The organism is Gluconobacter cerinus (assembly GCF_002723935.1).
Classification (GTDB): Bacteria; Pseudomonadota; Alphaproteobacteria; order Acetobacterales; family Acetobacteraceae; genus Gluconobacter; species Gluconobacter cerinus.
The window spans coordinates 481123-507234 of sequence record NZ_BEWM01000003.1 but is presented as its reverse complement, the minus strand read 5'-3'; the positions used below and the strand labels follow the sequence as shown (position 1 = coordinate 507234).

The window sequence follows — 26112 nt, the reverse complement described above, 5'->3', positions numbered from 1 at the left end:
AACACATTATCCGGGTTATGATACGGTTTCCAAAATCAGCACGGGACCGACGCGCTCTTACACATGCAGTATGATATTTTCATCGGCATCGCCTCGACCTTCGGGGCCGGAATGCTGGCCCAGTGGGTTGCCTGGCGGTTTCGCCTTCCCGCAATCGTGCTCCTGTTCACCATTGGGCTTCTGTTCGGCCCGGGGCTGGGCATTGTGCACCCCTCAGAGACGATGGGCTGGGTCTTCAGACCACTGGTCTCCCTCCTGGTTGCCATTGTCGTGTTTGAAGGCGGCATGGCTCTGGATATCCGGCAGCTCCGTGAGGCCGGGGAAGGTGTCGCACGCCTGACGATGCTGGCCTTACCCATCAACTGGGTTCTGGGATCGCTGGCGGCCCATTACGTTGCCCACCTTGAATGGGGCACGTCGATGTTGTTTGGCGCCATCATTGTCGTCACAGGCCCAACCGTGGTGCTCCCGCTTCTCCGAAGCGCCAAGCTTCAACCCCGGGTCGCAGCGTTCCTGCGATGGGAAGCGATCGTCAATGATCCGCTGGGAGCGATTCTCGCAGCGGTTGTGCTGCAGCTCATGCTTCTGCACGTTGACCTGCATACCGGCGTCTTTTTCACGCACACACTTCCTGATCTGCTCGCTGCTGCAACTGAGTCGATTTCGGCAGGCATTCTTCCAGCCTATCTGATCCGTTATCTCTTCACTCGCGACATGATGCCGGAAATTCTCAAAACTCCGGTGCTCATCTCAATGGCACTGCTGATTTTCACGGCCTGCAATCTGGAAATGGAGGGCGCTGGCCTGGTCGCGGTCACTATTTTTGGCATGGCACTGACCAACCTCCACATTCCAGGCGTCGCAGAACTAAGGCGCATCAAGGAATCGATGGTGGTCCTCGTCGTGTCGGTACTGTTCATCCTGCTGACGGCAGATCTTCATCGCGACGTTCTCAAGCATCTTTCCATTCCCATTCTGATGCTGACGCTTGTCGTACTGTTCGTCGTCCGTCCGGTTGGAATTTTCTTTTCCACCCTGGGCACCAGTATGCCTTGGAAAGAACGCCTCTTCGTCGGTTGGATTGCCCCACGAGGCATCGTCGCCGCCGCCGTTGCCGGCGCCGCTGGTATTCGCCTGAAAGAAACGGGCTACCAGTCAGCTGACCTCATTATGCCGGCGGTCTTTGCCGTCATTGCTGTCACCATGATCCTTCATGGCTTTTCGCTTCGCCCAATTGCGCGCGCGCTCAAGCTCACGCTCTCTAACGATCCGGCCATTGCCATTCTGGGGGCGAGCAAATGGTCTATCGACCTTGCAGCCTGCCTTCACAGGGAAAACATACCCGTTCTTCTCGTGGACAACAGATCCAGTGCGCTGATGGCAGCCGCACAACTCGACATTCCAGTTCTAAGAACTGAACTGCTGTCCCAGCACGGGCAGGAAGCATTGGAAGAACGACCGGCAGACTACCTGATCGCAACGACCGGAGACGGCATCTACAACGGGATGATCTGCGGACATCTCGCGCCAGCCATGGGGCGGGAACGGGTGTTCCAGATCAGCCCGGGTGTCGCCCGACTGGATTTTTATCATGGGCTTTCCCGTGACTCCCGAGGAAAGGTTCTGGGAGAACCCGCCTGGAATTACACCCTGTTCGATACCTTGTTCGAGCAAGGCTGGCGCTTCGTTTCCCGTGCAGCCAATGAGGCCAATGCGGCAGGGTTTGGAGCGGACGACAATCGCCTCGATATCCTTGTCAGCAGACGCTCTGCCATTCTCATTCGTTCGGCCGAAGATCCAACTGTCATCACCCCGATGCCTGGGGACTTGATGATCTCGATGGTACCACCGACTGACACTCCACACACAGAGGAAGAGGCAGCTTAAGGCGCTTCCACGACAACTGCTGTCAGCCCCTGTTCCAGCACATAACGCAGGTCCTTTTCCTGCAATGCAATACAGCCTTCCGTCACACCGCTGGCGGGAGGCAAATGCAGGAAAATTGCAGACCCACGTCCCGACTCGATGGTGACGTCATTCCACCCCATCACAATGCAGAGATCATAGACATGGTCATCCCGGCACATTTTCTCACATGATGCAGGGTGAGGAAGTGTCACCGGACGGTTATAATCCGGGTGCGATCCGTCATCGCACCAACCATCCGAAGCAGCTATTGGCTCGATAGGTAAACCCGCGCCGGAAACAGGCTTTTCCACACGATCTGCGCGATACAGGATACGGCGGAGGGGTAATTCACCTACAGGGGTCGCGTGATCACCTTCACGCTTGTCAAGGCGAATACCACTAGCCCCGATCAAAGCCGGAATGATTACATTACGAAAGTGAAGAAAAGCGCGGCCCTCAGTGATTCTCAAAATAGCTTTAGTCATGTTGCTGTTCCCTTTCGGATAAGTATTTGTCATATCTCAGATGGCAAGTGTGCTGCTGGTCCTGCGGTGCAGGATAGGCAGAATTGGATGCGTGGCCTATTAACGCGAACACATGCGGATGTGACGTTTTCCGCCTAGATAAAACGAGACAGGTATTATGGCAGGTCCCCGGCCCATCCTCGTGGTAGATGATGACGATACGCTACGAAGCCTGCTGACAGAGCAACTCCAGCACGGTGGCGAACTTGAGGCTGTGGAAGCAGTCTCCGTGGCAACAGCAAGGGAGCTCCTCAAGAAGCCTGGTGCCCGTTACGACGCCATGCTGCTGGACATCACCCTTCCTGACGGAGACGGCCGCGACTTCTGCGCGGAACTCCGTCGCGAAGGCGTTCGGATGCCGATCATTATTCTGACCGGTTCAGACGATGAAAGCGATGTTGTCCGCGGGCTTGATGCAGGCGCAAACGACTATGTCGCAAAGCCATTCCGTATCGGGGAACTGCTGGCGCGGCTTCGGGCACAGCTCCGGATCTTTGAAAACAGCGAAGATGCCGTTTTTGAAATTGGCCCTTACGCGTTTCGTCCATCGGCCAAACTTCTGGTTGAGACGGCCCGTAATCGCCGCATTCGCCTGACGGAAAAAGAAGCCGCGATTCTCAAGTATCTTTACCGGGCCGGTCAGCGCCCTGTCGCCCGTCAGGTGCTTCTGAACGAAGTCTGGGGTTACAACGCTGCAGTCACGACCCATACGCTTGAGACGCATATCTATCGTCTTCGCCAGAAAATCGAGCCAGACCCCACCAAGACGTCCCTGCTGATCACTGAGGGTGGCGGGTATCGTCTTGACCCGGAAGGCCGCACTGTTGCTACGGCCGAATCACTGACAGCCTGATACTCAGGCCCTGCCGGTCAGGCTGGATCGAAATCCAGCACGACCGGCACGTGATCTGAAGGGCTGTCCCAATCGCGAACATCCCGCAGAACACGAATATTTCGAAGGCCTGGCATCAGATCTGGCGTAAGCCAGACATGATCTAGGCGCCTTCCACGATCTGACTTTTTCCAGTCCTTGTTCCTGTAGGACCACCATGTATACAATTTGGTGGGCTCAGGCGTAATCCGCCTCATGGCGTCCTCAAACCCTGCCGCCATCCACGTATTAAGTCGCTCGGTCTCCGGCGGCGTATGGCTGACGATTTTGAGAAGCTGACGATGGCTCCAGACATCATGCTCCAACGGAGCGATATTGAGATCTCCAACCACAATGCTGCGCACTGGTGGACTATCCGTGAACCATTTCGCGGCTTCTTCTACAAACGCGAGTTTGTGGGCAAATTTTTCGTTTTCTTCCGGATCCGGGATATCGCCCCCCGCAGGGACATAGAAATCATGCAGCATCACTGGCCCGCCAGGTGTCTGAATCGATGCCGCGATGTGCCGACAATCGCTCCGGCTGCACCAGTCAGGCGTATTCGTAACTGAGTCGAGGGGCAGGCGGGACAGGATCGCAACCCCGTTGTATCCCTTCATTCCTCGATAGAGCTGATGCGGAAAGCCAAGCTCCACGAGAGCTTCGGCCGGGAAGAGCGGATCGGGAACTTTCGTCTCCTGCAGGCAGACGATGTCCGGATTTTCCTCCTCAACGAGCTTCTTCAGCAGCGGCAGACGAAGCCGGAGGGAGTTGATGTTCCATGTAATCAGACGCATCACCATTGGATCGTCTGAATTGAGCGCTTTGACAAGCACCTCTTGCGTCAGACCCGCTCACACCCGATCTAGGACGGATCATGACTGAACTGCACGACACGCTTCTGACTTTCGATACCCATATCGACATTCCATGGCCCGATCAGGCGGATGCCTGGTCTCTGCACACGGACCGAAAAGTCGATGTAAGAAAATGCGATCAGGGCAAACTTCGCTCTGTCTGCCTTGCCGCCTATATTCCGCAGGGACCACGCGATGAAGCGGGCCACGAAGAGGCTTGGCACCGTGTTCAGGCGATGCTCAAGGTCATCAACGCCCTCGGCGGACATCAGGACGGACTGAGCGCAAATGTCTGTCGAACCGCGGAGGATGTCCGTTCAGCATTCCAGTCAGGAGCGCTCGCTATTGTTCCCGCCATTGAAAATGGCCATGCGCTTGGTGGTGTACCGTCCCGGATCGGCCAACTGGCCGCAGAGTATGGCGTCCGATACCTGACCCTGACCCACAACGGGCATAATGCTCTCGCAGATGCCGCCATTCCGAGAAAAGACCTGAATGATAGTCCTGAACTTCATGGGGGACTGTCTGAACTGGGCCGCGAGACCATTCGCGAGATGAATCGCCACGGTGTGCTGGTGGATGTGTCACACACGGCAAAATCCACCATGATGCAAGCGTCAGAACTTTCCACCACGCCGGTATTCGCCAGCCACTCCTGCGTCAGAAGTCTCTGCGATCATCCTCGCAACCTCGACGACGAGCAACTCGATCGCCTGAAAGAAACCGACGGACTGATCCAGATTACCGCCATGGGATCTTTTTTGCGTAAGGGTGGTGGGGGGACCGTAGAAGACCTCGCGCGCCATGTTGCCTATGTCGCCGAGCGGGTGGGCGTTCGCCATGTTGGTGTGTCATCAGATTTCGACGGCGGCGGTGGTATACCGGGCTGGCAGGATGCCACTGAAACACCAGCTGTGACACAGGCGCTCCTCAAGGCCGGGTTTAGCCCTGAAGAGCTGACTGCTATCTGGGGTGGTAATATGCTGCGCCTGATGGAAAAGGCTGAGCAAGCATCAATTTCAGCCTGAAAAGACAGCTCTGTTCAGCAAAAAAGTGCGCCCTAACGGGAACAGAACGGGACCATTCAGACTTAATGTGGAGTGCACTCATCCACGATGTTTCGGAAAGCTGTCATGTCCCGTTCAACACGAACCGCAAACTAGAAATTTTTCCGCACCCTGACGGAACGGAAAATATTTTCCATTATTTTCAATATCTTACGTTTACTGATTAAAAATTAGGCAATCTGATGACAAGGCCGGGAAACCTTGGCCTTCATGATTCTGTCATGGAGCAACCCACAGACTTGTCCACAGGATCAGTGGATGACTGAAGAACTGGCATGACTGACCCTACGCCCACAGAGACAGAAACCTCAATGACACCTGAAGAAGCTCCTGTTCCCGTTGTGAAAAAGCAGGGCGTCGAGGCTATTCGGGACGCTTTGAAAACCATTCCCTACAGCCCTGGCGTGTATCGCATGCTCGGCGAGAAAGGGGAGGTTCTGTATGTGGGCAAGGCGTTAAGCCTCAAGAAACGTGTTTCTTCCTATACGCGCACGACCCAGTTGCCAGAGCGTCTGCGCCGTATGGTGTCTCTGACGGTCTCGATGGAGATTGTCATTACCCGGACGGAAGCTGACGCGCTTCTACTGGAAGCAAACTACATCAAGCGTATGAAGCCACGCTTCAACATCCTGTTGCGGGATGACAAGAGCTATCCGTGGCTGATGCTCACTGAAAATCACGAATTTCCCCAGATCACCAAACAGCGTGGAAAACCCGTGAAAGGCGCCACCTACTGGGGACCTTTTGCTTCCGCATGGGCGGTGAACCAGACTCTAAACCTTGTGCAGAGAACTTTTCTACTGCGCTCCTGCTCTGACGCTGTTCTTAAGAGCCGGACAAGGCCCTGCCTGCTATTTCAGATTAAACGCTGCGCTGCCCCATGTGTGGATCGCATTTCCAAAGAAAATTATAGCGAGCTGGTCGTACAGGCTCGGCAATTCCTCTCGGGTAAAAATACCGAGCTGCAGCAGGAACTTGCTATTGAAATGGAACGCGCCTCCGAAGCCATGGAATATGAGCGGGCTGCAGCCATTCGGGATCGTATTCGTGGATTTTCCAGCATCCAGAATTCAGGAATCATCAATCCGGCCTCCATTCACGACGCCGACATCGTGGCAATCTGGCAGGCCGCAGGGCAAACCTGCATTCAGGTCTTTTTCATTCGTGGAAGCCGCAATAACGGCAACCGTGCCTTCTACCCCGTGCATGCGGAGGAAGAGACCCCGGCTGACGTGCTCTCCGCCTTCATCATTCAGTTCTATGACAACAAGCCTCCACCACCTGTCATCCTGGTGAATCAGGAGATCTCAGAACAGAAGCTCGTCGAAGAAGCTCTCAGCATCAAGAGGGAGCAGAAAGTCGAGGTTGTCTGTCCTCAACGCGGCGAAAAGAAAAGTGTCGTAGACCATGCGACCCTGAACGCGCGTGAAGCACTGGAGCGAAAGCTGGCGGAGAATACCGGACAGCGCAAACTCCTGGAGGGCGTCGCGAAGGTTTTCAGCCTCGCTGAAACACCCCAGCGGATCGAAACCTACGATAATTCACACATCATGGGTCAGGCACCTTATGGCGTCATGGTTGTGGGTGGGCCGGAAGGTTTTGAAAAGCGCTCCTATAGAAAATACGCCATCAAGGGCCCGGTCACTCCCGGTGATGATTTCGGCATGATGCGGGAAGTCATGGAACGCCGCTTCGGAAAAAACAGGGAAGATGGCGAGCGACCGGAAGACTGGCCAGATCTGCTGCTAATTGACGGCGGCCTGGGTCAGTTCAACGCAGTGCGCAACGTATTGGCAGACCTTGGCGTTACGGGAATTCCCATTGTGGCAATCGCCAAGGGCCCGGATCGTGATGCTGGACGCGAATGGTTTTTCACAGAAACACAGCCACCGTTCCAGCTCCCACCTCGAGATCCGGTTCTCTATTATCTTCAACGCCTGAGAGACGAAGCCCACCGTTTCGCCATTACGACACACAGGGCAGGGCGCTCCAAAGGACTTCGGAAATCTGAACTGGATGATGTTCCGGGAATCGGAGGGGCCCGCAAGAAGGCGCTTCTGAATCACTTTGGGTCAGCCAAGACCGTGCGACAGGCCAGTCTCGAAGAGCTTGAAACTGCACCCGGAATCAGCTCTGGAACCGCCAGAGCCATCTACGGGCACTTTCATCCCGAATGGCTTCGGACACAGAGCTGACAATTCCGTGAGGTCACGCCCTGAACGCTAGCTTGGCATAAAAAATACACACATTCAGAGCGGATTGGCGCATACCGGAGACGGATAAACTGTTCTAGACTGCTTCGTGATGCTGACTGATCTGCCAAACGTCCTGACTCTGCTCCGTATTGCGGCCATTCCTGTTCTGGTTGCCCTGCTGGCGCTGCATTCCGCACTCGGTAACGTCGCAGCCTGCGTTGTGTACACGGCTGCTTGCATTACGGATTATCTGGATGGTGCTCTGGCACGGAAATGGCAAATGCTATCCGAACTAGGTCGGATGATGGATCCGATTGCCGACAAGCTTCTTGTCGGTGCGTTGTTGCTCGCACTCGCTGGCCTGACCACACTTCCAGTGTATTCGCTCTACGCTGCCATCATCATCATGCTGCGCGAGATTCTGGTCAGTGGCTTGCGTGAATACATGGCCTCCCAACGCGCAACCCTTCCATCCACCCGCCTTGCAAAATGGAAGACCGGAATTCAGATGGTTGCGATCGGCTTCCTGATTGGCGGAGATAAAGCTGCGGCTACGCTTCACCTTTCATTCCTGCCGGCCACACTAATCGGCGGTATTCTTCTCTGGGTTTCAGTTATTCCAACAGTTCTAAGTGGGTGGGGCTATCTCACCGCCGGACTTTCCAGAATGATGGCCTCTGAGCCTCGCAAGTCCTCAAAGATCGTCTCCTGATCTGGACTATCTGTGATTATTATTGCAGTTATCAGCTCGTCATCTGGCGCTTTTAATCGATGACAGGTAAAGTTCAGGGATCGACCTTATGGGAGTACACAATGCGTAAGGCCGCTCTACTGGCATTACCTCTGGCCCTGAGCGGCTGTGCGGGCATGGGCAAGTTTTTCAATGACACCGCGCTGTGGTCGGGAAGCAACCCTAATGCTCCCCATGGCGATAGTGAAAACCTTCGCAGGGCACGCGGTGAATTCGTAGCAGCTGCACCAATCCTGCCAGAAGGCGGGAACATGTGGCCCGGCTCACCTCAGCCTCTGCCAACCCTCAAAGATGTTGTGAACCCTGACAGCGTCTTTAATAAGTCTCTTGGCGATCCGGCTACGTATTTTGGCGGTGCAACGCTCGACAAGAATTTCATGGGCGGTGGCATTGCTGGTACCGGTGCTCTCGGCGTCTCTGGCCCTCAAATGAAGCCAGGCGACACCATGTCCGTCGGTGAAAAAATCGATGCGATGCGTGGTGTGTCAGAAGATCGCAGTCACTTTGTCCCGACGCTTCCCACTAGCGTTCCGGATAATGCTGGTCGTTTCCTGAACAAAAACCCTGACAAAACCATCATCATCCCGAATGGGGATGGAACGAGCACGCTTATTGCTCCGGATGGTAAAGTCCGCGTTGTACGCGGCGTGCCGTCAGTTCCCAATAAATAATCATCAGAAATTATCTGCCTTGCCGGAGCATTAATCCGGCAAGGCGGCTTTCTTAGTACTGCCTGAAAAGGGCGACCAGCCGTCCCTGTATGCGCACGCGCGCAGCAGGCAGAATACGTGTCTCGTATTCCCGATTAGCGGCTTCCAGAGCAATCGTAGAACCACGACGGCGCAGCTTCTTGAGCGTCACTTCCTGATCATCAATCAGCGCAACAACGATCTGACCATTATCCGCCACTTCGCCGCGCCGGATGATGGCAACATCTCCGTCCAAAATGCCAGCTTCAATCATGGAATCACCCGCGACTGTAAGAGCATAATGCTCTCCGGTGCCGAGCAGGGACGATGGCACCTGAATCTGTGCGCTATCATCCTGCAAGGCCTCAATAGGGAGGCCGGCAGCAATACGTCCGTAAAGTGGAAGCTGAACGCTTGTGTTCTCAACGGGAGAGCGGGGCGCCTCAGAAAATGTCCCGGGAAGATCCTGACGACCACCCTCAACAACTGTTGGAACGAAAGGCGCCGGATTAGCCACAGCATCCACAACCGGGGCCTCAAGCCCCATATGCGGCAAACGCAGAACTTCAAGCGCTCTTGCACGATGGTGATGCCGTCTCAGAAAGCCACGCTCTTCAAGGGCGGAGATGAGGCGATGAATTCCTGATTTGGAACGAAGTTCGAGGGCGTCCTTCATTTCATCGAAGGAAGGGGAATAGCCCGTCCGCCGAAGATGTTCGTCAATGTATAGCAAAAGCTGGTGCTGCTTACGCGTCAGCATACAGGCGCTCCCATGCGCCTCGGTGGAGGCAAAATCTGAAGATTGAGACACTGCATAAACTTATGCGACGCTCTTTTGTTCCTTATAGGTTCCCGTTCGTCCACCTGCAAGAACATCTACCAGGCATCAACAAAGCTTTTATCTGGCTAAAAACCCCGGTTTTTGCGGAAAAATGCACCTTATCCCTGGATTTTCTTCAGAAAGCCTTGACCTAGGACATACAAATCAGCATGTTGCGCCGAACTAGATCAACCTGCTGCTTTGGCACTTGCGAGCGGCATCAGGACGGCGCAAGCCCGAGGGTATCATGGGAAAAAGCAACGTTATTCAGATCCGTCTCGTCTCGTCGGCTGACACCGGCTACTTCTACGTCACGAAGAAGAACGCACGTTCTGCTACGGGCAAGATGGAAGTCCGTAAGTATGACCCGGTTGCCCGCAAGCACGTGACCTTCCGCGAAGCCAAGATCAAGTAAGATCTCGCGGATCATACGACGTTAAAAAAGGCGGCCTTTGGGTCGCCTTTTTTATTGGCTCAATTTCTGACGAATAGACTTTCCCGAACATAAAAAAAAGAGCCGAGAACGGCTCTTAAAATAGTTTGTCGTGCGGACCATAGGGGATAACGATATCACCGTTACGCGTCAGATTGAGCATGGCACGGGAACGTTCATCCAGAATGTCAGCGTCAAGAGCTTTCTCTTTCAGAGCCAGCACGCGACGGTGCCACACCGCCTGTTCATCCTTGGCATCCTGCTGCGCCTGGATAGCCTGCTGCTGAAGCACAAGCTGATCCTGATAGGCACGGATACCATGAGCGCCGTGAAGGGCGTTCCACCCGAAATAAGCGGTCAGGGACAGAAAGAGCACAGGGGGAGCAACCGCGCGGATGGCACGTTTGATAAGTCTGACGGGTCTCACGCGGGGTAACAGGCTCCCTTGGCTTGAAAACTTCCCAACAATCTAGCTCAGAGAGAGGCTGCGAAACAATCACTGTTGTTCAAGACAGTAGATTATTTTAGCGCGCATATAAAACCGGCCTCCTAAATGGAGGCCGGCGTTCGTTGATCAGACGGACTTCAGAATGCTGCGACCTGCATAACGGGCTGCGCTTCCGAGCTGCTGCTCAATACGGATCAGCTGGTTGTACTTAGCCGTACGGTCAGAGCGGGAGAGGGAACCCGTCTTGATCTGACCACAGTTCGTAGCAACAGCAAGATCTGCAATGACGGCGTCTTCAGTCTCACCAGAACGATGGCTCATAACGCAGGTGTAGCCAGCCTTGTGCGCTGTTTCGACTGCTTCCAGCGTCTCCGTCAGTGTGCCAATCTGATTGACCTTCACGAGCAGGGAGTTCGCTGTCTTGGCCTTGATGCCGCGACGAAGACGCTCAGGATTGGTCACGAACAGATCATCACCAACGAGCTGGAGACGATCACCCAGACGGGACGTCAGCTCAGCCCAGCCTTCCCAGTCATCCTCAGCCAGACCATCTTCAATGGAGACAATCGGATACTTCTTGGCGAGATCTTCGAGGTAGGAGATCATGCCTGAAGAGTCGAACTCCTTACCTTCACCCTTCAGGTTGTAACGGCCGTTGCTGTAGAACTCGGTCGCTGCACAATCGAGGGCAAACGTCACGTCATCGCCCGGACGATACCCAGCAGCCTCAACAGACTTCGTAATGAAGCTCAGAGCTTCATCAGCAGACTTCAGCCCCGGAGCAAACCCGCCCTCATCACCAACATTGGTGTTGTGACCAGCAGCAGACAGACCCTTCTTGAGAGCAGCGAAGATTTCAGACCCCATGCGCACGGCATCAGCCAACGTCGGCGCACCAACTGGCTGGATCATGAACTCCTGAATGTCGATCGGGTTATCCGCGTGTTCGCCACCATTCACGATGTTCATCATGGGAACCGGAAGCGTGTGCGCGAAAACGCCACCGACATAGCGATAGAGCGGCAGTTCCAGCTCTTCTGCCGTCGCCTTGGCAACCGCGAGAGAAACGCCGAGAATTGCATTCGCACCAATGCGGGACTTGTTCGGTGTGCCATCCAGCTCGATCATCGCGTTGTCGATTGCGATCTGATCTTCGGATTCGGCACCCTGCAACACTTCAAGGATTTCGTCTTCGACAAAACCACAGGCCTTCAGAACACCTTTGCCGTTGTAACGGGACTTGTCCCCGTCACGCAGCTCAACGGCTTCGTGGGCACCAGTGGAAGCACCGGAAGGAACTGCGGCGCGACCGCGGGCACCAGACGACAGCTCAACCTCAACCTCAACGGTTGGGTTACCACGGCTGTCCAGGATCTCGCGGGCGGTGATATCAACAATGGCGCTCAATGGAAGCTCTCCTGGATATGCGTGAACCGGGGGTGGCTCATAACCGTTCGGGACGGACCACACGTCTCGTCTCAAAATCAGAACACAAGGTCAATCGACGACATGCGTCTTCCTTTCTTCGCCCTGATCCTCGGTTTGGCAGGACTTATACCTTTCCTGACCCTTGGAGGGTGGATTTTCCTCGCCGGACTTTTCTCCCCACTCCCGCACCTAACCGTTATTCTTCTGGCCTATGGGGCATGCATCCTGTCTTTTCTCGGTGCAGTCCACTGGGGCCTCGCCATGGAGCGGCCAGATATCATCACAGTTCAGGGAACAGCAGATCGCGACCGCCAGAGACTCCTTCTGGGAGTCTGCCCTGCACTCTGGGCATGGCTTTCACTGTGCGTCGGACTGCTTGGAGGACTGCGCGCCGGATACCTGCTTGAGGTTATCGGTTTTCTGGCAACGTTTGCTGTAGAACGAATGGCCTGGAAGAATGGCGCGCTGCCACCGGGGTACATGCCCCTAAGAGGCGTTCTGACGGTGGGGGCTGTCATAAGTCTCCTCATGGCAGCCCTGGCACCTTTACAGAATTATACGCTGTAGGATTTGGCCAAAGCGTCAAACGCTTTAAGGCGGGTCAACAAGGCCCGCATTTCTGAAAGCGGCACCATTGTTGGACCATCACTCGGAGCATGATCCGGGTCTTGGTGTGTCTCAATGAAAACTGCCGCAACACCGATAGACAAGGCAGCGCGGGCGAGGGGTTCAACAAACTCCCTCTGTCCGCCCGTAGAGGCCCCTAGCCCCCCCGGTTGCTGCACAGAGTGGGTGGCATCGAAAACAACCGGATAGCCCGTCTGAGCCATAATTGGCAGGCCGCGCATATCACTGACGAGCGTGTTGTAACCAAAGCTCGTGCCACGATCACAGAGCATGATTCGCTCGTTACCGGTTGAAGCCAGCTTAGCCGCGACATTTGCCATATCCCAAGGCGCCAGAAACTGACCCTTCTTGACATTGATGGCACGACCCGTTTCACCGGCAGCAAGCAGCAGATCAGTTTGTCGACACAGGAAAGCAGGGATCTGAAGCACGTCCACCGCTTCCGCAGCGACAGCACATTGCTCGGCAGCGTGAACATCCGTCAGAACAGGAACGTCAAAGCGTTCACGGATAGAAGCCAGAATATCCAGCCCCATCTCCATGCCTACACCGCGGGCCGCATTCACGGAACTACGGTTCGCCTTGTCATAGCTGCTCTTGTAGATCAGCCCGATATCCAGCTCTCGACATAACGTGGAGAGAGCATCTGCCATCTCCACGGCATGACCTCGGGATTCAATCTGGCACGGCCCTGCAATCAGCGTGAAGGGCCGGTCCTGACCAATCTCGAGCTTTCCAATCTGGAAGCTCACTTGCTTTCAGCCCGCTTGCGAGCTGCCCCGATAAATCCGGCGAAAAGCGGATGCGGATCAAACGGCTTGGACAGCAGTTCCGGATGATATTGCACGCCAATGAACCAAGGATGATCCGGGTATTCCACCACTTCCGGAAGAACGCCGTCCGGAGACATTCCGGAGAAACGCAGACCCCTCTTTTCCAGGCGATCCTTGTAGTGAAGGTTCACTTCCCAGCGATGACGGTGACGCTCCCGAATATCGGTCGTGCCATAGATCTCCGCAGCGCGTGATCCGGCAGCCAACTTGGCCGGGAATGCGCCAAGACGCATCGTACCGCCAAGATCACCGCCTTCACGGCGGCGCATCAGTTCATTGCCGTTTGCCCATTCCGTCATGAGACCAACCAGCGGCTCACTTGTGGGGCCGAATTCAGTGGAAGACGCTTTCGTGAGGCCAGCAAGCGAACGGGCGCATTCAATCACGGCCATCTGCATGCCGAAGCAAATACCAAGAAAAGGAATGCCGTTTTCACGCGCATAGCGGACGGCCTGAATTTTGCCTTCTGCGCCACGCTCACCGAAGCCACCCGGAACCAGAATGGCATCCGCATCCTTCAGGCGCTCGGCAATATCACCTGACTTCTCGAACTCTTCCGATTCGATCCAGTCGAGTTTGACGCGCACATTGTTCGCGATACCGCCATGCAGCAGGGCTTCCGCCAGCGACTTGTAGCTATCCAGAAGCGCCGTGTACTTGCCGACGACAGCAACCTTGACCTCGCCCTCAGGCTCCCGAATCGCGTGGACGATTTTTTCCCAGCGTGTCAGGTCCGGCGAACCTTCGAACGGCAGACCGAAGTAACGCAGAACTTCGCGATCCATGCCTTCGTTATGGTACGAAATCGGGCACGCGTAGATCGTATCCACATCCAGCGCCGCAATCACAGCTTCCGAACGGACGTTACAGAAGTTCGCGATCTTGCGGCGTTCGTTTTCCGGAATCGGACGATCCGAACGACACAGCAGCACCTGCGGCTGAATGCCGACATTCTGCAGTTCCTTGACAGAATGCTGCGTCGGCTTCGTCTTCAACTCACCGGCTGAGGGGATGTAGGGCAGCAGCGTCAGATGCACACACATAGTCTGGTTGTGCCCCAGATCATTGCGAAGCTGACGAATGGCTTCAAGGAAAGGAAGGCTCTCAATGTCGCCAACCGTTCCACCAATTTCCACCAGAACGAAATCATATTCTTCCGTCCCAGCCACCACGACATCCTTGATAGCGTCCGTGATGTGCGGAATGACCTGAACGGTTCCGCCCAGATAGTCGCCGCGACGTTCGCGGGCGATGACATCGGAATAGATGCGACCTGTTGTGGTGTTGTCTGCACGGCGGGCATGGACGCCCGTAAAGCGCTCATAATGACCAAGGTCGAGGTCGGTTTCGGCCCCGTCGTCAGTAATGAACACCTCACCATGCTGATACGGGCTCATCGTGCCCGGATCCACGTTCAGGTAAGGGTCCAGCTTACGCATGCGGACCTTGTAACCGCGTGCCTGGAGGAGAGCAGCAAGAGCCGCAGAAGCGATGCCCTTGCCGAGAGAAGATACCACACCGCCGGTGATGAATACGAAGCGCGTCATGGGCGCTCCTCATACACCGAAGGTGGGGGCGAGGGGAAGCGTCGAGATGCTTCCCGATTCAGTTAGTGAGCAGGCGTCCCGGCAGGAGCCGGAGCAGCAGGGGTTGCAGGCGCAGCAGGAGCCGTCATTGCAGCAGCCGGGGCAGGCGGATCTGCAAGGATATCATGGCCGCCGACACCCGAGGAAGCACCGCGGTTCAGAAGGGCCAGAACGAGGCAGAGCAGCATGAAAACGCCAGCGAGCACAGATGTCGCACGCGTCAGCAGCGTTGCCGTGCCGCGGCCAGTCATGAAGGAGCCCATGCCCTGGCTGCTACCGATGCCGAGGCCGCCGCCTTCACTGCGCTGGATCAGGATCGTACCGATCAGGGCCAGTGTGACCAGCAGATTGATGACAAGCAGAAAAGTGGTCATGAACGATATGGTCCGGACAATGGTTGGGATGAGAGACGGAGCGATGCCGCTTCGGCAATGCGCAGGAAGCTTCTGGCCTCCAGGCTGGCACTACCAACCAGCACTCCGCCAAGCACCCCGATGGAAAGAATAGTCGGCGCCTGGGCCGGTGTTACGGAGCCGCCATACAGGATTGGCACGCGAATGTCATCCATCTTGAGACGGGACTGCAACAGACCACGCAACAAAAGCAGCGTCCGTTCAAGCTCTTCCCGGGATGGAGTAACGCCACTTCCAATCGCCCAGACAGGCTCATACGCCAGCACGCCATTGAAATTATCGGTCAAAGAACCGTCAATCTGACTGGCCAGAACTGTTGCCGCACGACCATCCTGCCGCTCGGCCATCGTTTCCCCGATACAGACAACAGGAATCAGCCCGGCAGCTTCTGCCGCCTGCACCTTTTGCCTGATCAAAGCGTCGTTTTCACCATGGGCCTGCCGACGTTCCGAATGCCCCAGAAGAACATAACGCACGCCTGTATCGGCGAGCATTTCAGCCGAAATATCACCTGTGTGAGCACCGGAAACCGCAGTATGACAGTCCTGCGCTCCCAGCATTAATGATGCTCCTGCGCCCTCAAGTGCCTCAGCCACACGATCCAATTGCGTGAAGGGTGGGCAAATGACCATCCGTACATCGTCAGGCAGCGAACGCGCACCTTCGGCCACAGCTGTTGCAAGTTGCAGTGACGCCTCCCGCAAGCCATTCATCTTCCAGTTCCCGATGACGAGTTTCGGCGTTACATTCATGCTTCCTCCTGGGGGTGGCCTGTCAGCTTCTGGTCAAGCGCGGCTCACGACATTATGGTGCGGCAAGTTCTAGCGGGCCTTCCCCGTCCGCACCATCCCGCCATCCGGATCCGTCCTGACCCTATGATTACCACCCTACGCCACCTCCTTGTTGACTCCTGGGCCGGCCGTGCCGCCGCAATCCTGATTTTCCTGGCCTTCATCGGGTGGGGTGTAGGAGACGTCTATTCCAATATGGGGACGAGCAGCTCCAATACGATCGTCACGATCGGGAACAGAACGATCACGCCGGATGACCTTGCACGGGCACTCTCCGCACAGCTACCAGCGGCAGCCCAGCAGATGGGACTATCTGATCCGTCGCATCTGCCGGACGGCACGAAGCAGCAGATTGCGCGTCAGGTTCTTCACAATCTCGTGATCCAAAATGAGGTACAACTTGCAGGCGAGCGTGCCGGCATGGTTGTGCCAGATGAGTTGATCCGTGAAGAAATCTTCGCAATCCCGGCTTTTCACAATGCAGCAGGTCAATTTGATCGCAGCATGCTGAATGACCGACTGGCCCGCATTGGCATTACAGAAAAACGCCTGATCCAGATGATTCGCGAGGACATCATTTCCCGTGCCCTGCTTCAGGGAATGGGCGCTTCCGTTCAGGCACCAGTGTCCCTTCTGAACCGTCTGTTCGCCTTCGATGCAGATCAGCGCGTCATGGATGTCCTGCGCGTTCCGTTCACCTCAACAGCAGTGTCAGCGGCCCCAACCGACGAGCAGCTTCATCGCTATTACGACAATCATCCGCAGGATTTCCGCACCACGGAATATCGTCATGCCAAGATGGTCATAATGACGGCGGACAGCGTCGCCAAGACGATTGAAGTGCCGGATGACGTTCTACACAAGCTGTATGATTTTCAGTCCCGCACGTACAACATGCCGGAAACACGCACGCTCCAGGTTCTGACGTTCCAGGACGAAAGCAAAGCCAATGCTGCGGCTACGGCATGGCGCAACACCAATGCGTGGGACGCGATCCAGAAGGCCTATCCGGATGCCGCGGCTGTCGCTCTTCCGCACGTCCGCGAGAGCGACATTCCTAACCCCGAACTCGCCAAGGCAGCTTTTGGAGCGCCCGCCAATCAGATCAGTGGTCCGACGAAAACGGCAGCAGGCTGGGTCGTATTCAACATCACGGATGTCGTCGCCCCTCATCAGACCACTTTCGAGCAGGCTAAGCCTGAACTGCGCGATCAGGTCCAGAAGCAGGAAGCTCCCGAAGCACTTCAGGCGCGCCTGAAGCAGTTTCAGGACGCGATTGCAGGCTCCACAACGCTTGAGAAAATTCCATCCAACCTTGGTGCGGTGCCAGCAGCTGGCTCACTTGATTCCCATGGCCTGATGCAGGACGGAACCCCGGCACCAATCCCGGGCGACGCAGGCCTGCGTCAGTCCATCGTTCAGCATATCTTCTCTCAGAAGAAAGATGCCCAGCCAGTTGTTGTAAACGGCCCGGATGGCTCTGCCTTCGCCGTAGTGGTAGACGAAGTCCATCCTGGAACACGCCGCCCGTTCGCTGATGTGCGGGATCAGATCGTTCAGGCCTGGACCGCCGAGCAGCAGCGTCATGCCGCTGACACACGCACCACGGCCCTGTTCACGGAAGCCAAGAAAAGCACACTGGCAAAGGCACTCGACGGTCAGACTGAAGCGTCCAGCCTTCGCAAGGATGTGACAATTTCACGCATCCACCCGGACCAGTCTCTTCCTCAGAATGTTCTTCGTGCAGCATTCGGCCTGAAGGTCGGCACAACAGGCATGTATGAAGGGCCGGATGCTTTCTGGATCGTCAACGTGACAGGGCAGAAGCCGGGCGCGGAAGCAGATGCTGCTTCTCTGCAAAAGGAGCTGTCGGCCCAGTACGTTCAGGCTCTTCAGGCTGATATCCCTGCGGCCCTGGACGCCAGCCTTGAAAAAACAGTGCCGGTGTCGCACCTGAACACCAACCTCTTCAATCAGGTCGTGGCGTCCACGTCACCGGGGAACGCAGGCGGAGCGCAGTGATGAGCATCGTTCACAGCATTGAAGCCGCAGACCTTCTAACGCCTGTCTCAGCCTACCTTCGATTGTCACGCCTCTCTGATGATCCGTATCGGATGCTTCTGGAGAGTGTGGAGGGGGGAGCCGCGCGTGGTCGATATTCCGTGATTGCGCTTCTGCCTGATCTGGTCTGGAAGTGCCGTAACGGTGAAGCGGTTCTGGATGGGACGCCCTTGGAGGGCAACCCGCTGGAGACCCTGAAGGACATTATCGACCAGAGCCAGATGACGCTGCCGGTCGATATGCCTCCCATGATCGGCGGGGTCTTCGGCGTTCTGGGATACGATATGGTGCGGCAGATGGAATTTCTGCCAAATGCTCCCGTCAACGATCTGGACCTGCCGGAAGGGATCATGATCCGTCCGCAGCTCTTCGCGGTCTTTGATTCCGTGCGTGATGAGCTGACCCTGGCAGTGCCTATCCGGGGCTCAATGACGGAAGCAGAAGGCCATGCGCTTCTGGATCGCGCGCGTGAAGCCCTTGCTGCTCCACTGGAAAATGCCAGCGAGACACTTCCAGCAGGAAGTGAGTTGGCACCGCCGTCCTGCAATATGACGCAGGAGCAGTTTGAAGCGAACGTCCGCAAGGCACAGGATTACATCGCGGCTGGAGATGCCTTCCAGATTGTCCCGAGCCAGCGATTTACGACACCGTTTCCACTTTCACCGCTTGCCCTCTATCGCAGCCTGCGCCGCGTCAATCCAGCACCGTTCCTGTTCCTGATGGAGCTAGAAGATTACGCGCTGGTCGGATCTTCCCCCGAAATTCTTGTTCGCTTGAGGGAAGGGGAAGTCACGGTTCGTCCGCTAGCCGGGACACGCCCTCGTGGAACAGATCGGGAACATGATCTGGCACTCGAGAGAGAACTGCTCGCCGACAAGAAAGAGCTGGCTGAACATCTGATGCTCATTGATCTGGGCCGCAACGATGTCGGACGTGTTTCCGAACTTGGCACAGTAGAAGTGCCGGATCAGTTCGTGATCGAACGCTACAGCCATGTGATGCACATCTCTTCAACCGTCACAGGGCAGATCAAAGCAGGCAAGACGGCTATGGATGCCCTCGTCGCGGCATTCCCGGCAGGAACCCTGACCGGAGCGCCAAAAATCCGCGCCATGCAGATCATCGATGAGCTGGAACCAACCCGCCGGGGACCATACTCAGGATGCGTCGGATATTTCGGAGCAGACGGAGAAATGGATACCTGCATCGGCCTTCGTATGGCCGTTCTCAAAAATGGCCAGATGTATGTTCAGGCCGGCTGTGGTGTGGTCGCGGACAGCGATCCCAACTCCGAATTTCGTGAAACACAGGTCAAGGCGAGGGCTCTTTTCAGGGCGGCCGAAGTTGCTGTCTCCAACGCAGCAAAATCCTGAAACAATGTTGCATTTGACGTAACGAAACGTGAAGGCCATCCTGTTGCCATGATCCTGCTCATCGACAACTACGACAGCTTCACATTCAACATCGTCCACCATCTGGGCGCACTGGGTGTTGAATGTGATGTGAGACGAAATGACGCGCTGAGCGTGGACGAAGCACTTGCGCTCAACCCGTCTGCCATTGTGATTTCGCCAGGTCCTTGTGCACCAGACGGTGCGGGGATCTGCTGTGAACTGATCCGGGCAGCAGCCGGAAAGTTTCCCGTGTTTGGCGTATGCCTTGGACATCAGGCCATCGGTCAGGTTTTTGGCGCTACTGTCGTTCGTGCGCCCGTGCCGATGCACGGAAAGATCAGCCCTGTAAATCATGACGGGACGGGCGTTTTTGCAGGCTTACCGAACCCCGTACACGTCGTGCGCTATCATAGCCTGACGCTCGATCCCGCGACCATTCCTCCCGAACTGATCGTCAACGCTTCTACGGAAGATGGCGTGATTATGGGCATTCGCCACCGGGACTATGACATTCACGGTGTACAGTTTCACCCTGAAAGCATCGCATCGGTTGCAGGCCGTGAACTTCTTTCTAATTTTCTGACCATTGCCGGTATTCAGCACAAAGCTACTAAAGCGGCATGACAGGAAAGACAGATTTTGCAGCCGTGCTTCGCAAGGTTGCTGATGGCAAATCTCTGGCATCGCACGAAGCTGATGCCGCATTTTCCGCCATTATGGCTGGCTCCGTAGACGCTCCTTTACTTGCCGCATTTCTGACAGCTCTCAAAGTTCGCGGTGAAACAGAAGCGGAGCTGACAGGCGCAGTTCAGGCCGTCCGACGATATATGACGACCTTGCCTGATGTGCCTGATAACACCCTGGATGTCTGCGGAACGGGCGGAGATGGGCTAGGGACGCTCAATGTCTCCACTGCGGTTGCATTCGTTCTGGCAGGCCTCGGCGTTCCTGTGGCCAAACATGGCAACCGGGCACTTTCATCCCGCTCCGGCGCCACGGATGTACTGGAAGTTCTGGGTATTCCCCCGACCGATGACCTGACGCTTCTGTCCGAGCGGCTACGTGAAAACAATTTGGCTTTTCTGGCGGCACCTTTTCATCACCCCGCGATGCGTCATGCCGCCCCGATCCGGAAAGCTCTTGGCTTCAGAACTCTCTTCAATCTACTTGGCCCCCTGTGCAATCCTGCGCAGGTTCATCGCCAGCTTATCGGTGTTTTTGATGCCCGCTGGTGCGAACCTGTCGTTCGGACTTTGGCTAATCTTGGCAGCACGCATGTCTGGGCTCTTCACGGAACCACAGATGAGGGCGGCAGCGATGAACTGACGCTGGCAGGCCCAGCTCAGATTGTCTGCCTTGAAGATGCGAAAGTTCTCTCCCTTTCATTCGAGCCCGAGATGGCGGGAATGGTTAGAACGCCAATCTCTGCCGTTCGCGGCGGAAACGCTGAAGAGAACGCCGTCGCCCTGCGCGCACTCCTCAATGGCGCTCCCGGCCCGTATCGTGATACTGTACTTCTGAATGCTGCAGCTGCCTTGCATGTGGCAGGCCGAGGTAGCGTCGTGCAGAACGGCACAATTAACGCACAGGCTTTTCGTAACAATGTAGTTCTGGCAGCGAGTGCCATCGACGATGGCTCCGCGCGCGCAGCTCTGGACAGAGCGGCCATGACAAATTCCACCCTTATAAAAACAAACGCAGGACTATCATGACCTTCATGCATCAGCGACCCGCGATGACCTATGCACCTGAAGGGGTAGAGCAGTTTCCTGACCCGGAAGTTCCGGAGACGACCACGCCGCCCATCAAGGATCCCGCCGTCGAGACAACCGATCGCAGCGACGTTCTTGCTCGCATCTGTGCCCGCACACGGGTGGATGTAGAACAGCGTTCACAGATCATGTCTCTTAAGGAGATCACGCTGCGCGCGCGTGAAGTCACGGCGCCGACACGAGGCTTCGGTCAAGCCCTCCAGCATCTGACAGCAGACCGACAGGTTGGACTGATCGCGGAAATCAAGAAGGCGTCTCCATCCGCTGGCGTGCTCCGCCCGAATTTCAATCCTGTTGAAATCGCACTGTCTTATCAGGCTGCTGGTGCAACGTGCCTGTCCGTTCTGACGGAAGGATCATGCTTCCACGGCAGCACAGATGATATCCGTGCCGTTCGCGAGGCCTGCAGCCTTCCAATCCTGCGCAAGGACTTCATTCTTGATCCCTGGCAGGTCCACGAAAGTCGTCTGATTGGAGCGGATTGTATCCTTCTGATTATGGCCGCCCTGACAGAAACTCAGGCATCGGAACTTATCGGGATTGCGCGTGGCCTGGACATGGATGTGCTGGTTGAAGTGCATGATGCTGACGAACTGAACCGGGCTCTGGCGCTCGACACGTCTTTGATCGGCATCAACAACCGAAACCTCCGCACCCTGAAGACAGACATTCAGACAACGCTTGATTTGGCCCCTATGGTTCCACCTGATCGTCTGGTTGTGTCCGAGAGCGGCATTAAAACCCAGGATGATCTATTGAAAGTCGGAGAAGTCGGCGCGAGTGCCGTGCTTGTCGGAGAAAGCCTCCTTCGTGAAGAAGATCCAGGCCAGGCTGCGCGCCGTCTTTTAGGTTTCGTCTAATTTTTCTTGCTGAGAGGGCGATCTTCCCCTCTCAGCCTTGTCATTCCGCATTGAGCTCACGCCCTCCTGCTTTTCCTTTCGGAGATGTAACTGGGGCCACTCTGGCCTTCCGGGTCGAGTGACGGTAAGAGCTTCCCCAGATTTGTGCATTTGCAGGAGACCTGCCATGGGCGAGACAACGTCCGCTTCCTACCGGAGCAATGGTCCGGCCCTTTCGCCGGAAACAATGAAGCAAGCCTACAAGGACATGCTTCTTATCCGACGTTTTGAGGAAAAAGCTGGCCAGCTTTACGGAATGGGCCTGATTGGCGGCTTCTGCCATCTTTACATCGGGCAGGAAGCGGTTGTGGCCGGCATCGGTCTGAATATGAAGCAGGGTGATAAATCCATCACCTCATACCGTGACCATGGCCAGATGCTCGTGGCAGGCATGACACCCCGCGGCGTGATGGCAGAGCTCACCGGACGTGCAGGCGGCTATTCACGCGGCAAGGGTGGCTCCATGCACATGTTCTCCCGCGAAAAAGAATTCTACGGCGGCCATGGCATCGTCGGTGCGCAGGTGGCTCTAGGCACGGGCTTGGCCTTTGCCAACATGTATCGGGGCACGGACGAAGTCTCCATCGTCTATTTTGGCGAAGGCGCATCAGCTCAGGGACAGGTCTACGAGAGCTTCAATCTCGCAGCGTTGCACAAACTTCCCTGCATCTACGTCATCGAGAACAATAGGTACGGCATGGGCACGTCCATTGAGCGTGCCTCTGCCTCCAAAGACCTTTCTCGCAATGCTGAGCCTTGGGGCATCGCGAGCCGCAAGGTCGACGGTATGGACATTTTTGCCGTCCACCAGGCTGCGCAGGAAGCCATGGAACACTGCCGCTCCGGGAAGGGACCTTTCCTGCTAGAAATGGAAACCTACCGTTATCGCGGGCACTCCATGTCTGATCCGGCCAAATACCGTGACCGTGCTGAAGTTGAAGAAATGCGCCGGACACGTGATCCGATTGAAACCCTGAAGGCTGAAATGCTGCGCAACGGCATAGAAGAAAGCATCTTCAAGGACATTGAAACCGAAGTGAAAGCCGTCGTGGCGGACGCTGTTGAATTTGCACAGACCTGTCCCGAGCCGGATCCATCCGAACTCTGGACTGACATTTTGGTGGAGGCCTGATTTCCATGGCATCTCTGATTCTGATGCCGGCCCTGTCGCCGACCATGACCGAAGGTACAATTGCACGCTGGCTTCGTCAGCCTGGCGATGTAGTGAAGTCTGGCGATGTGATCGCCGAGATTGAAACCGACAAGGCCACGATGGAAGTCGAAGCCGTTGATGACGGTGTATTCGGGAAGGTTCTCGTGCCCGAGGGCAGCGAGAGCGTAGCTGTCAACACGCCTATTGCTGTCCTTCTTGAAGATGGCGAAGACGTAGCCGCCGCCGAAAACGTGACGCGTTCAGCCGATCCAGCTGTTGGCGCATCAGTTGCTGTCGAAACTCCGTCTGCACCTGCCATTGTCGAAGCTCCTGCTATCAAGCAGGCCGACGACGAGAAAGACTGGGGCGAAACGAAAAACATTACGGTTCGTGAGGCTCTTCGGGACGCGATGGCTGCAGAGTTGCGCCGTGATGAAGACGTCTTCCTGATGGGCGAGGAAGTTGCCCAGTATCAGGGCGCTTACAAGATCAGCCAGGGTCTGCTGGACGAGTTTGGTGAAAAGCGTGTGATCGACATGCCAATCACCGAGCACGGCTTCACTGGTATGGCCGTGGGTGCGGCTCTGACGGGCCTGAAGCCTATCGTTGAGTTCATGACAATGAATTTTTCGCTGCAAGCCATTGATCATATTATTAATTCTGCCGCCAAGACGCTTTACATGTCCGGCGGACAGATGGGCTGCCCGATTGTCTTCCGTGGCCCGAATGGTGCCGCGGCACGCGTCGGCGCTCAGCACTCCCAGTGCTTTGCAAGCTGGTATGCTCATATTCCTGGCCTAAAGGTCGTTGCTCCGTGGTCTGCCGCCGATGCGAAGGGTCTTCTGCGCGCGGCTATTCGGGATCCGAACCCGGTCGTCGTGCTGGAAAACGAGATTCTGTACGGCCAGAAATTCCCATGCCCTACCGATGAAGACTTCATCCTGCCGATCGGGAAAGCCAAGATCGAGCGTGAAGGTAAAGACGTGACCCTGGTTGCGTTCTCCATCATGGTCGGCGTTGCGCTCGATGCCGCTGCCAAGCTGGCAGAAGATGGCATTGAAGCCGAAGTCATCAACCTTCGTACGCTGCGGCCTCTTGATACTGAAACGATCATCAAGAGCGTCAAGAAGACGAGCCGGATTGTTTCCGTTGAAGAAGGCTGGCCGGTTGCGGGTATCGGCGCAGAAATCTGCACGGTCGCCGTTGAGCAGGCTTTTGACTGGCTTGATGCGCCTCCGGCGCGCGTCTGCGGGCTTGACCTGCCGCTGCCCTACGCGTCCAATCTTGAAAAACTGGCACTTCCGAAACCCGATTGGGTTGTGGAAGCGGTCCGCAAGCAGTTCGGGGACTGACCGACAATGGCAATCGATATTCTGATGCCGGCCCTGTCGCCGACAATGACTGAGGGCAAGCTGGCCCGCTGGCTTAAAAACGAAGGAGACACGGTCTCTGCCGGAGACGTGATCGCTGAAATCGAGACCGACAAGGCCACGATGGAAGTCGAAGCGGTAGATGAAGGAATTCTCGGCCGTATCCTCGTTCAGGAAGGCGCGGAAGGTGTCGCTGTTAACACACCTATCGCCATTCTTGTCGAAGAAGGCGAAGATGTTCCAGCCGCCTCTTCAGCACAGGCACCGGCTTCAGTAGCTGCCGCTGATGCGCCTGCTGCTCCCGTAAATGTACCTACGCCAGTCACCAAGGCAGCAGTTACGGCAGAGAGTTCTGAGCGTATTTTTGTTTCTCCGCTTGCAAAGCGTATGGCGAAAGAGCGTGGAATTGCTCTAACGTCGCTCAACGGAACGGGACCAAACGGTCGTATTCTAAAGCGCGATGTGGAAAAGGGCGGCCAACCGACTACAACCGCACCGAAAGCTACGCCCGCAGCACCTGTTGCTAGTGAGGGTTCCGTAACGCGCGTTCCGAATTCCACGATGCGTAAAGTCATCGCGCGACGCCTGACGGAATCAAAAACGCAGGTGCCGCATTTTTATGTATCTGTGGACATCGAACTTGATGCTCTGCTTGCGCTTCGTTCCAAACTGAACGCGACGGCTGAAGACAATAGCTTCAAGCTCTCTGTAAACGACATGATGATCAAGGCCGTAGGGCTGGCACTCAAGAAGGTGCAGGGTCTGAACGTCCAGTTTACAGACTCAGAGACGCTGCATTTCGATAATGTGGACATCTCGATGGCTGTATCCATTCCAGATGGCCTTATCACGCCAATTATTCGGAATGCGGACCAGAAGTCCCTGCGCGAAATCAGTCGCGAAGCCAAAGATCTGGCCAAGCGTGCCCGCGCAGGAAAGCTGAAGCCGGAAGAATTCCAAGGTGGGACGTTCTCGATCTCCAACATGGGGATGTTCGGCGTCCGCGATTTCGCCGCGATCATCAATCCGCCGCAGGCTGGTATCCTGGCTATTGCGTCGGGCGAGAAACGTGCCGTGGTTCGTGGAGACCAGCTTGCAATTGCAACCGTCATGACGGCGACACTTTCTGTTGATCATCGTGCCGTTGATGGCGCGCTTGGCGCACAGTGGCTGAACGCCCTGCGCGACATCATACAGAACCCTTACACTCTGGTGGTCTGAT

25 protein-coding genes are annotated in these 26112 nt (G+C 56.0%); 16 read left to right on the top strand and 9 right to left on the bottom strand.

Translation table 11 applies throughout. The features are described from left to right. Positions 1 to 63 precede the first annotated feature (63 nt). The gene (locus GCE01_RS09695; RefSeq protein WP_046901675.1) at positions 64 to 1887 is read left to right on the top strand and encodes a cation:proton antiporter; all 1824 of its coding nucleotides are present in this window, start codon (positions 64 to 66) and stop codon (positions 1885 to 1887) included. Here the strand turns inward: GCE01_RS09695 and GCE01_RS09690 are convergent. After that, complete coding sequence (locus GCE01_RS09690; protein ID WP_099212716.1) at positions 1884 to 2393, bottom strand: L,D-transpeptidase family protein; 510 nt, start codon at positions 2391 to 2393, stop codon at positions 1884 to 1886. The genes GCE01_RS09695 and GCE01_RS09690 overlap by 4 nt on opposite strands. A gap of 157 nt (positions 2394 to 2550) precedes the next feature. Between GCE01_RS09690 and GCE01_RS09685 the strand changes: the two genes are divergently transcribed. Beyond that, the gene (locus tag GCE01_RS09685; RefSeq protein WP_086633203.1) at positions 2551 to 3285 is read left to right on the top strand and encodes a response regulator transcription factor; all 735 of its coding nucleotides are present in this window, start codon (positions 2551 to 2553) and stop codon (positions 3283 to 3285) included. 17 nt (positions 3286 to 3302) lie between these two features. Here GCE01_RS09685 and GCE01_RS09680 read toward each other — a convergent pair whose 3' ends face one another. Beyond that, positions 3303 to 4100, bottom strand: a complete 798-nt coding sequence (locus GCE01_RS09680; RefSeq protein ID WP_174694830.1) for an exodeoxyribonuclease III — start codon at positions 4098 to 4100, stop codon at positions 3303 to 3305. Positions 4101 to 4180: 80 nt separating this feature from the next. On the opposite strand from GCE01_RS09680, the gene GCE01_RS09675 reads away from it, so the two are divergent. The 4 genes from GCE01_RS09675 (at position 4181) to GCE01_RS09660 (ending at position 8844) form a co-directional block, all read left to right on the top strand. Beyond that, positions 4181 to 5188 (top strand): dipeptidase, encoded by a 1008-nt coding sequence (locus GCE01_RS09675; RefSeq protein ID WP_099212653.1) that lies wholly within the window; start codon positions 4181 to 4183, stop codon positions 5186 to 5188. Positions 5189 to 5502: 314 nt separating this feature from the next. Continuing rightward, on the top strand, positions 5503 to 7422 hold the full coding sequence (gene uvrC, locus GCE01_RS09670; protein WP_099212652.1) for an excinuclease ABC subunit UvrC: 1920 nt from the start codon (positions 5503 to 5505) through the stop codon (positions 7420 to 7422). 109 nt (positions 7423 to 7531) lie between these two features. After that, on the top strand, positions 7532 to 8134 hold the full coding sequence (pgsA, locus tag GCE01_RS09665; protein WP_086633199.1) for a CDP-diacylglycerol--glycerol-3-phosphate 3-phosphatidyltransferase: 603 nt from the start codon (positions 7532 to 7534) through the stop codon (positions 8132 to 8134). Positions 8135 to 8235: 101 nt separating this feature from the next. Further along, entirely contained in the window at positions 8236 to 8844 is a 609-nt protein-coding gene (locus GCE01_RS09660) for a hypothetical protein (protein WP_086633198.1), read from the top strand. 52 nt (positions 8845 to 8896) lie between these two features. Here GCE01_RS09660 and lexA read toward each other — a convergent pair whose 3' ends face one another. Then, positions 8897 to 9622, bottom strand: a complete 726-nt coding sequence (gene lexA / locus GCE01_RS09655; RefSeq protein WP_099212651.1) for a transcriptional repressor LexA — start codon at positions 9620 to 9622, stop codon at positions 8897 to 8899. Positions 9623 to 9929: 307 nt separating this feature from the next. Between lexA and rpmG the strand changes: the two genes are divergently transcribed. Next, on the top strand, positions 9930 to 10097 hold the full coding sequence (rpmG, locus tag GCE01_RS09650; protein WP_046901668.1) for a 50S ribosomal protein L33: 168 nt from the start codon (positions 9930 to 9932) through the stop codon (positions 10095 to 10097). A gap of 115 nt (positions 10098 to 10212) precedes the next feature. Here the strand turns inward: rpmG and GCE01_RS09645 are convergent, their stop codons facing one another. Further along, entirely contained in the window at positions 10213 to 10542 is a 330-nt protein-coding gene (locus GCE01_RS09645; RefSeq protein WP_046901667.1) for an FtsB family cell division protein, read from the bottom strand. 147 nt (positions 10543 to 10689) lie between these two features. Next, entirely contained in the window at positions 10690 to 11970 is a 1281-nt protein-coding gene (eno, locus tag GCE01_RS09640) for a phosphopyruvate hydratase (protein WP_099212650.1), read from the bottom strand. 102 nt (positions 11971 to 12072) lie between these two features. On the opposite strand from eno, the gene GCE01_RS09635 reads away from it, so the two are divergent. After that, positions 12073 to 12558, top strand: coding sequence for a DUF3429 domain-containing protein (locus tag GCE01_RS09635; RefSeq protein ID WP_244591158.1), 486 nt, complete (start codon positions 12073 to 12075; stop codon positions 12556 to 12558). On the opposite strand, the gene kdsA is transcribed toward GCE01_RS09635, so the two are convergent. From kdsA to tpiA, 4 genes are all read right to left on the bottom strand, one after another. Next, the gene (kdsA, locus tag GCE01_RS09630; RefSeq protein WP_099212649.1) at positions 12546 to 13370 is read right to left on the bottom strand and encodes a 3-deoxy-8-phosphooctulonate synthase; all 825 of its coding nucleotides are present in this window, start codon (positions 13368 to 13370) and stop codon (positions 12546 to 12548) included. The two genes, GCE01_RS09635 and kdsA, sit on opposite strands and share 13 nt — an antisense overlap. After that, positions 13367 to 14998 carry a CTP synthase gene (locus GCE01_RS09625; RefSeq protein WP_099212648.1) on the bottom strand — a complete coding sequence of 544 codons (1632 nt, stop codon included), beginning with the start codon at positions 14996 to 14998 and terminating at the stop codon, positions 13367 to 13369. Before GCE01_RS09625 ends, kdsA begins: the two co-directional genes overlap by 4 nt. A 62-nt stretch (positions 14999 to 15060) precedes the next feature. Next, the gene (gene secG / locus GCE01_RS09620; RefSeq protein ID WP_099212647.1) at positions 15061 to 15411 is read right to left on the bottom strand and encodes a preprotein translocase subunit SecG; all 351 of its coding nucleotides are present in this window, start codon (positions 15409 to 15411) and stop codon (positions 15061 to 15063) included. Next, positions 15408 to 16202 carry a triose-phosphate isomerase gene (gene tpiA, locus GCE01_RS09615; protein ID WP_099212646.1) on the bottom strand — a complete coding sequence of 265 codons (795 nt, stop codon included), beginning with the start codon at positions 16200 to 16202 and terminating at the stop codon, positions 15408 to 15410. Before tpiA ends, secG begins: the two co-directional genes overlap by 4 nt. 54 nt (positions 16203 to 16256) lie before the next feature. Between tpiA and GCE01_RS09610 the strand changes: the two genes are divergently transcribed. The 8 genes from GCE01_RS09610 to GCE01_RS09570 all read left to right on the top strand — a co-directional run bounded on the left by GCE01_RS09610 (position 16257) and on the right by GCE01_RS09570 (position 26111). Continuing rightward, complete coding sequence (locus GCE01_RS09610; RefSeq protein ID WP_244591157.1) at positions 16257 to 18263, top strand: peptidyl-prolyl cis-trans isomerase; 2007 nt, start codon at positions 16257 to 16259, stop codon at positions 18261 to 18263. After that, positions 18263 to 19675, top strand: a complete 1413-nt coding sequence (trpE, locus tag GCE01_RS09605; RefSeq protein WP_099212644.1) for an anthranilate synthase component I — start codon at positions 18263 to 18265, stop codon at positions 19673 to 19675. The genes GCE01_RS09610 and trpE overlap by 1 nt, the downstream gene beginning before the upstream one ends. Before the next feature lie 48 nt (positions 19676 to 19723). Next, on the top strand, positions 19724 to 20320 hold the full coding sequence (locus GCE01_RS09600; protein ID WP_099212643.1) for an anthranilate synthase component II: 597 nt from the start codon (positions 19724 to 19726) through the stop codon (positions 20318 to 20320). Beyond that, positions 20317 to 21408, top strand: coding sequence for an anthranilate phosphoribosyltransferase (gene trpD / locus GCE01_RS09595; RefSeq protein WP_099212642.1), 1092 nt, complete (start codon positions 20317 to 20319; stop codon positions 21406 to 21408). Before GCE01_RS09600 ends, trpD begins: the two co-directional genes overlap by 4 nt. Further along, the gene (gene trpC, locus GCE01_RS09590; RefSeq protein ID WP_046901656.1) at positions 21405 to 22328 is read left to right on the top strand and encodes an indole-3-glycerol phosphate synthase TrpC; all 924 of its coding nucleotides are present in this window, start codon (positions 21405 to 21407) and stop codon (positions 22326 to 22328) included. The genes trpD and trpC overlap by 4 nt, the downstream gene beginning before the upstream one ends. Before the next feature lie 166 nt (positions 22329 to 22494). Then, positions 22495 to 23499, top strand: coding sequence for a pyruvate dehydrogenase (acetyl-transferring) E1 component subunit alpha (pdhA, locus tag GCE01_RS09580; protein WP_086633189.1), 1005 nt, complete (start codon positions 22495 to 22497; stop codon positions 23497 to 23499). Positions 23500 to 23504: 5 nt separating this feature from the next. Continuing rightward, complete coding sequence (locus GCE01_RS09575) at positions 23505 to 24872, top strand: pyruvate dehydrogenase complex E1 component subunit beta (protein WP_099212640.1); 1368 nt, start codon at positions 23505 to 23507, stop codon at positions 24870 to 24872. Positions 24873 to 24878: 6 nt separating this feature from the next. After that, positions 24879 to 26111, top strand: a complete 1233-nt coding sequence (locus tag GCE01_RS09570; RefSeq protein ID WP_099212639.1) for a pyruvate dehydrogenase complex dihydrolipoamide acetyltransferase — start codon at positions 24879 to 24881, stop codon at positions 26109 to 26111. Position 26112: the final 1 nt, after the last annotated feature.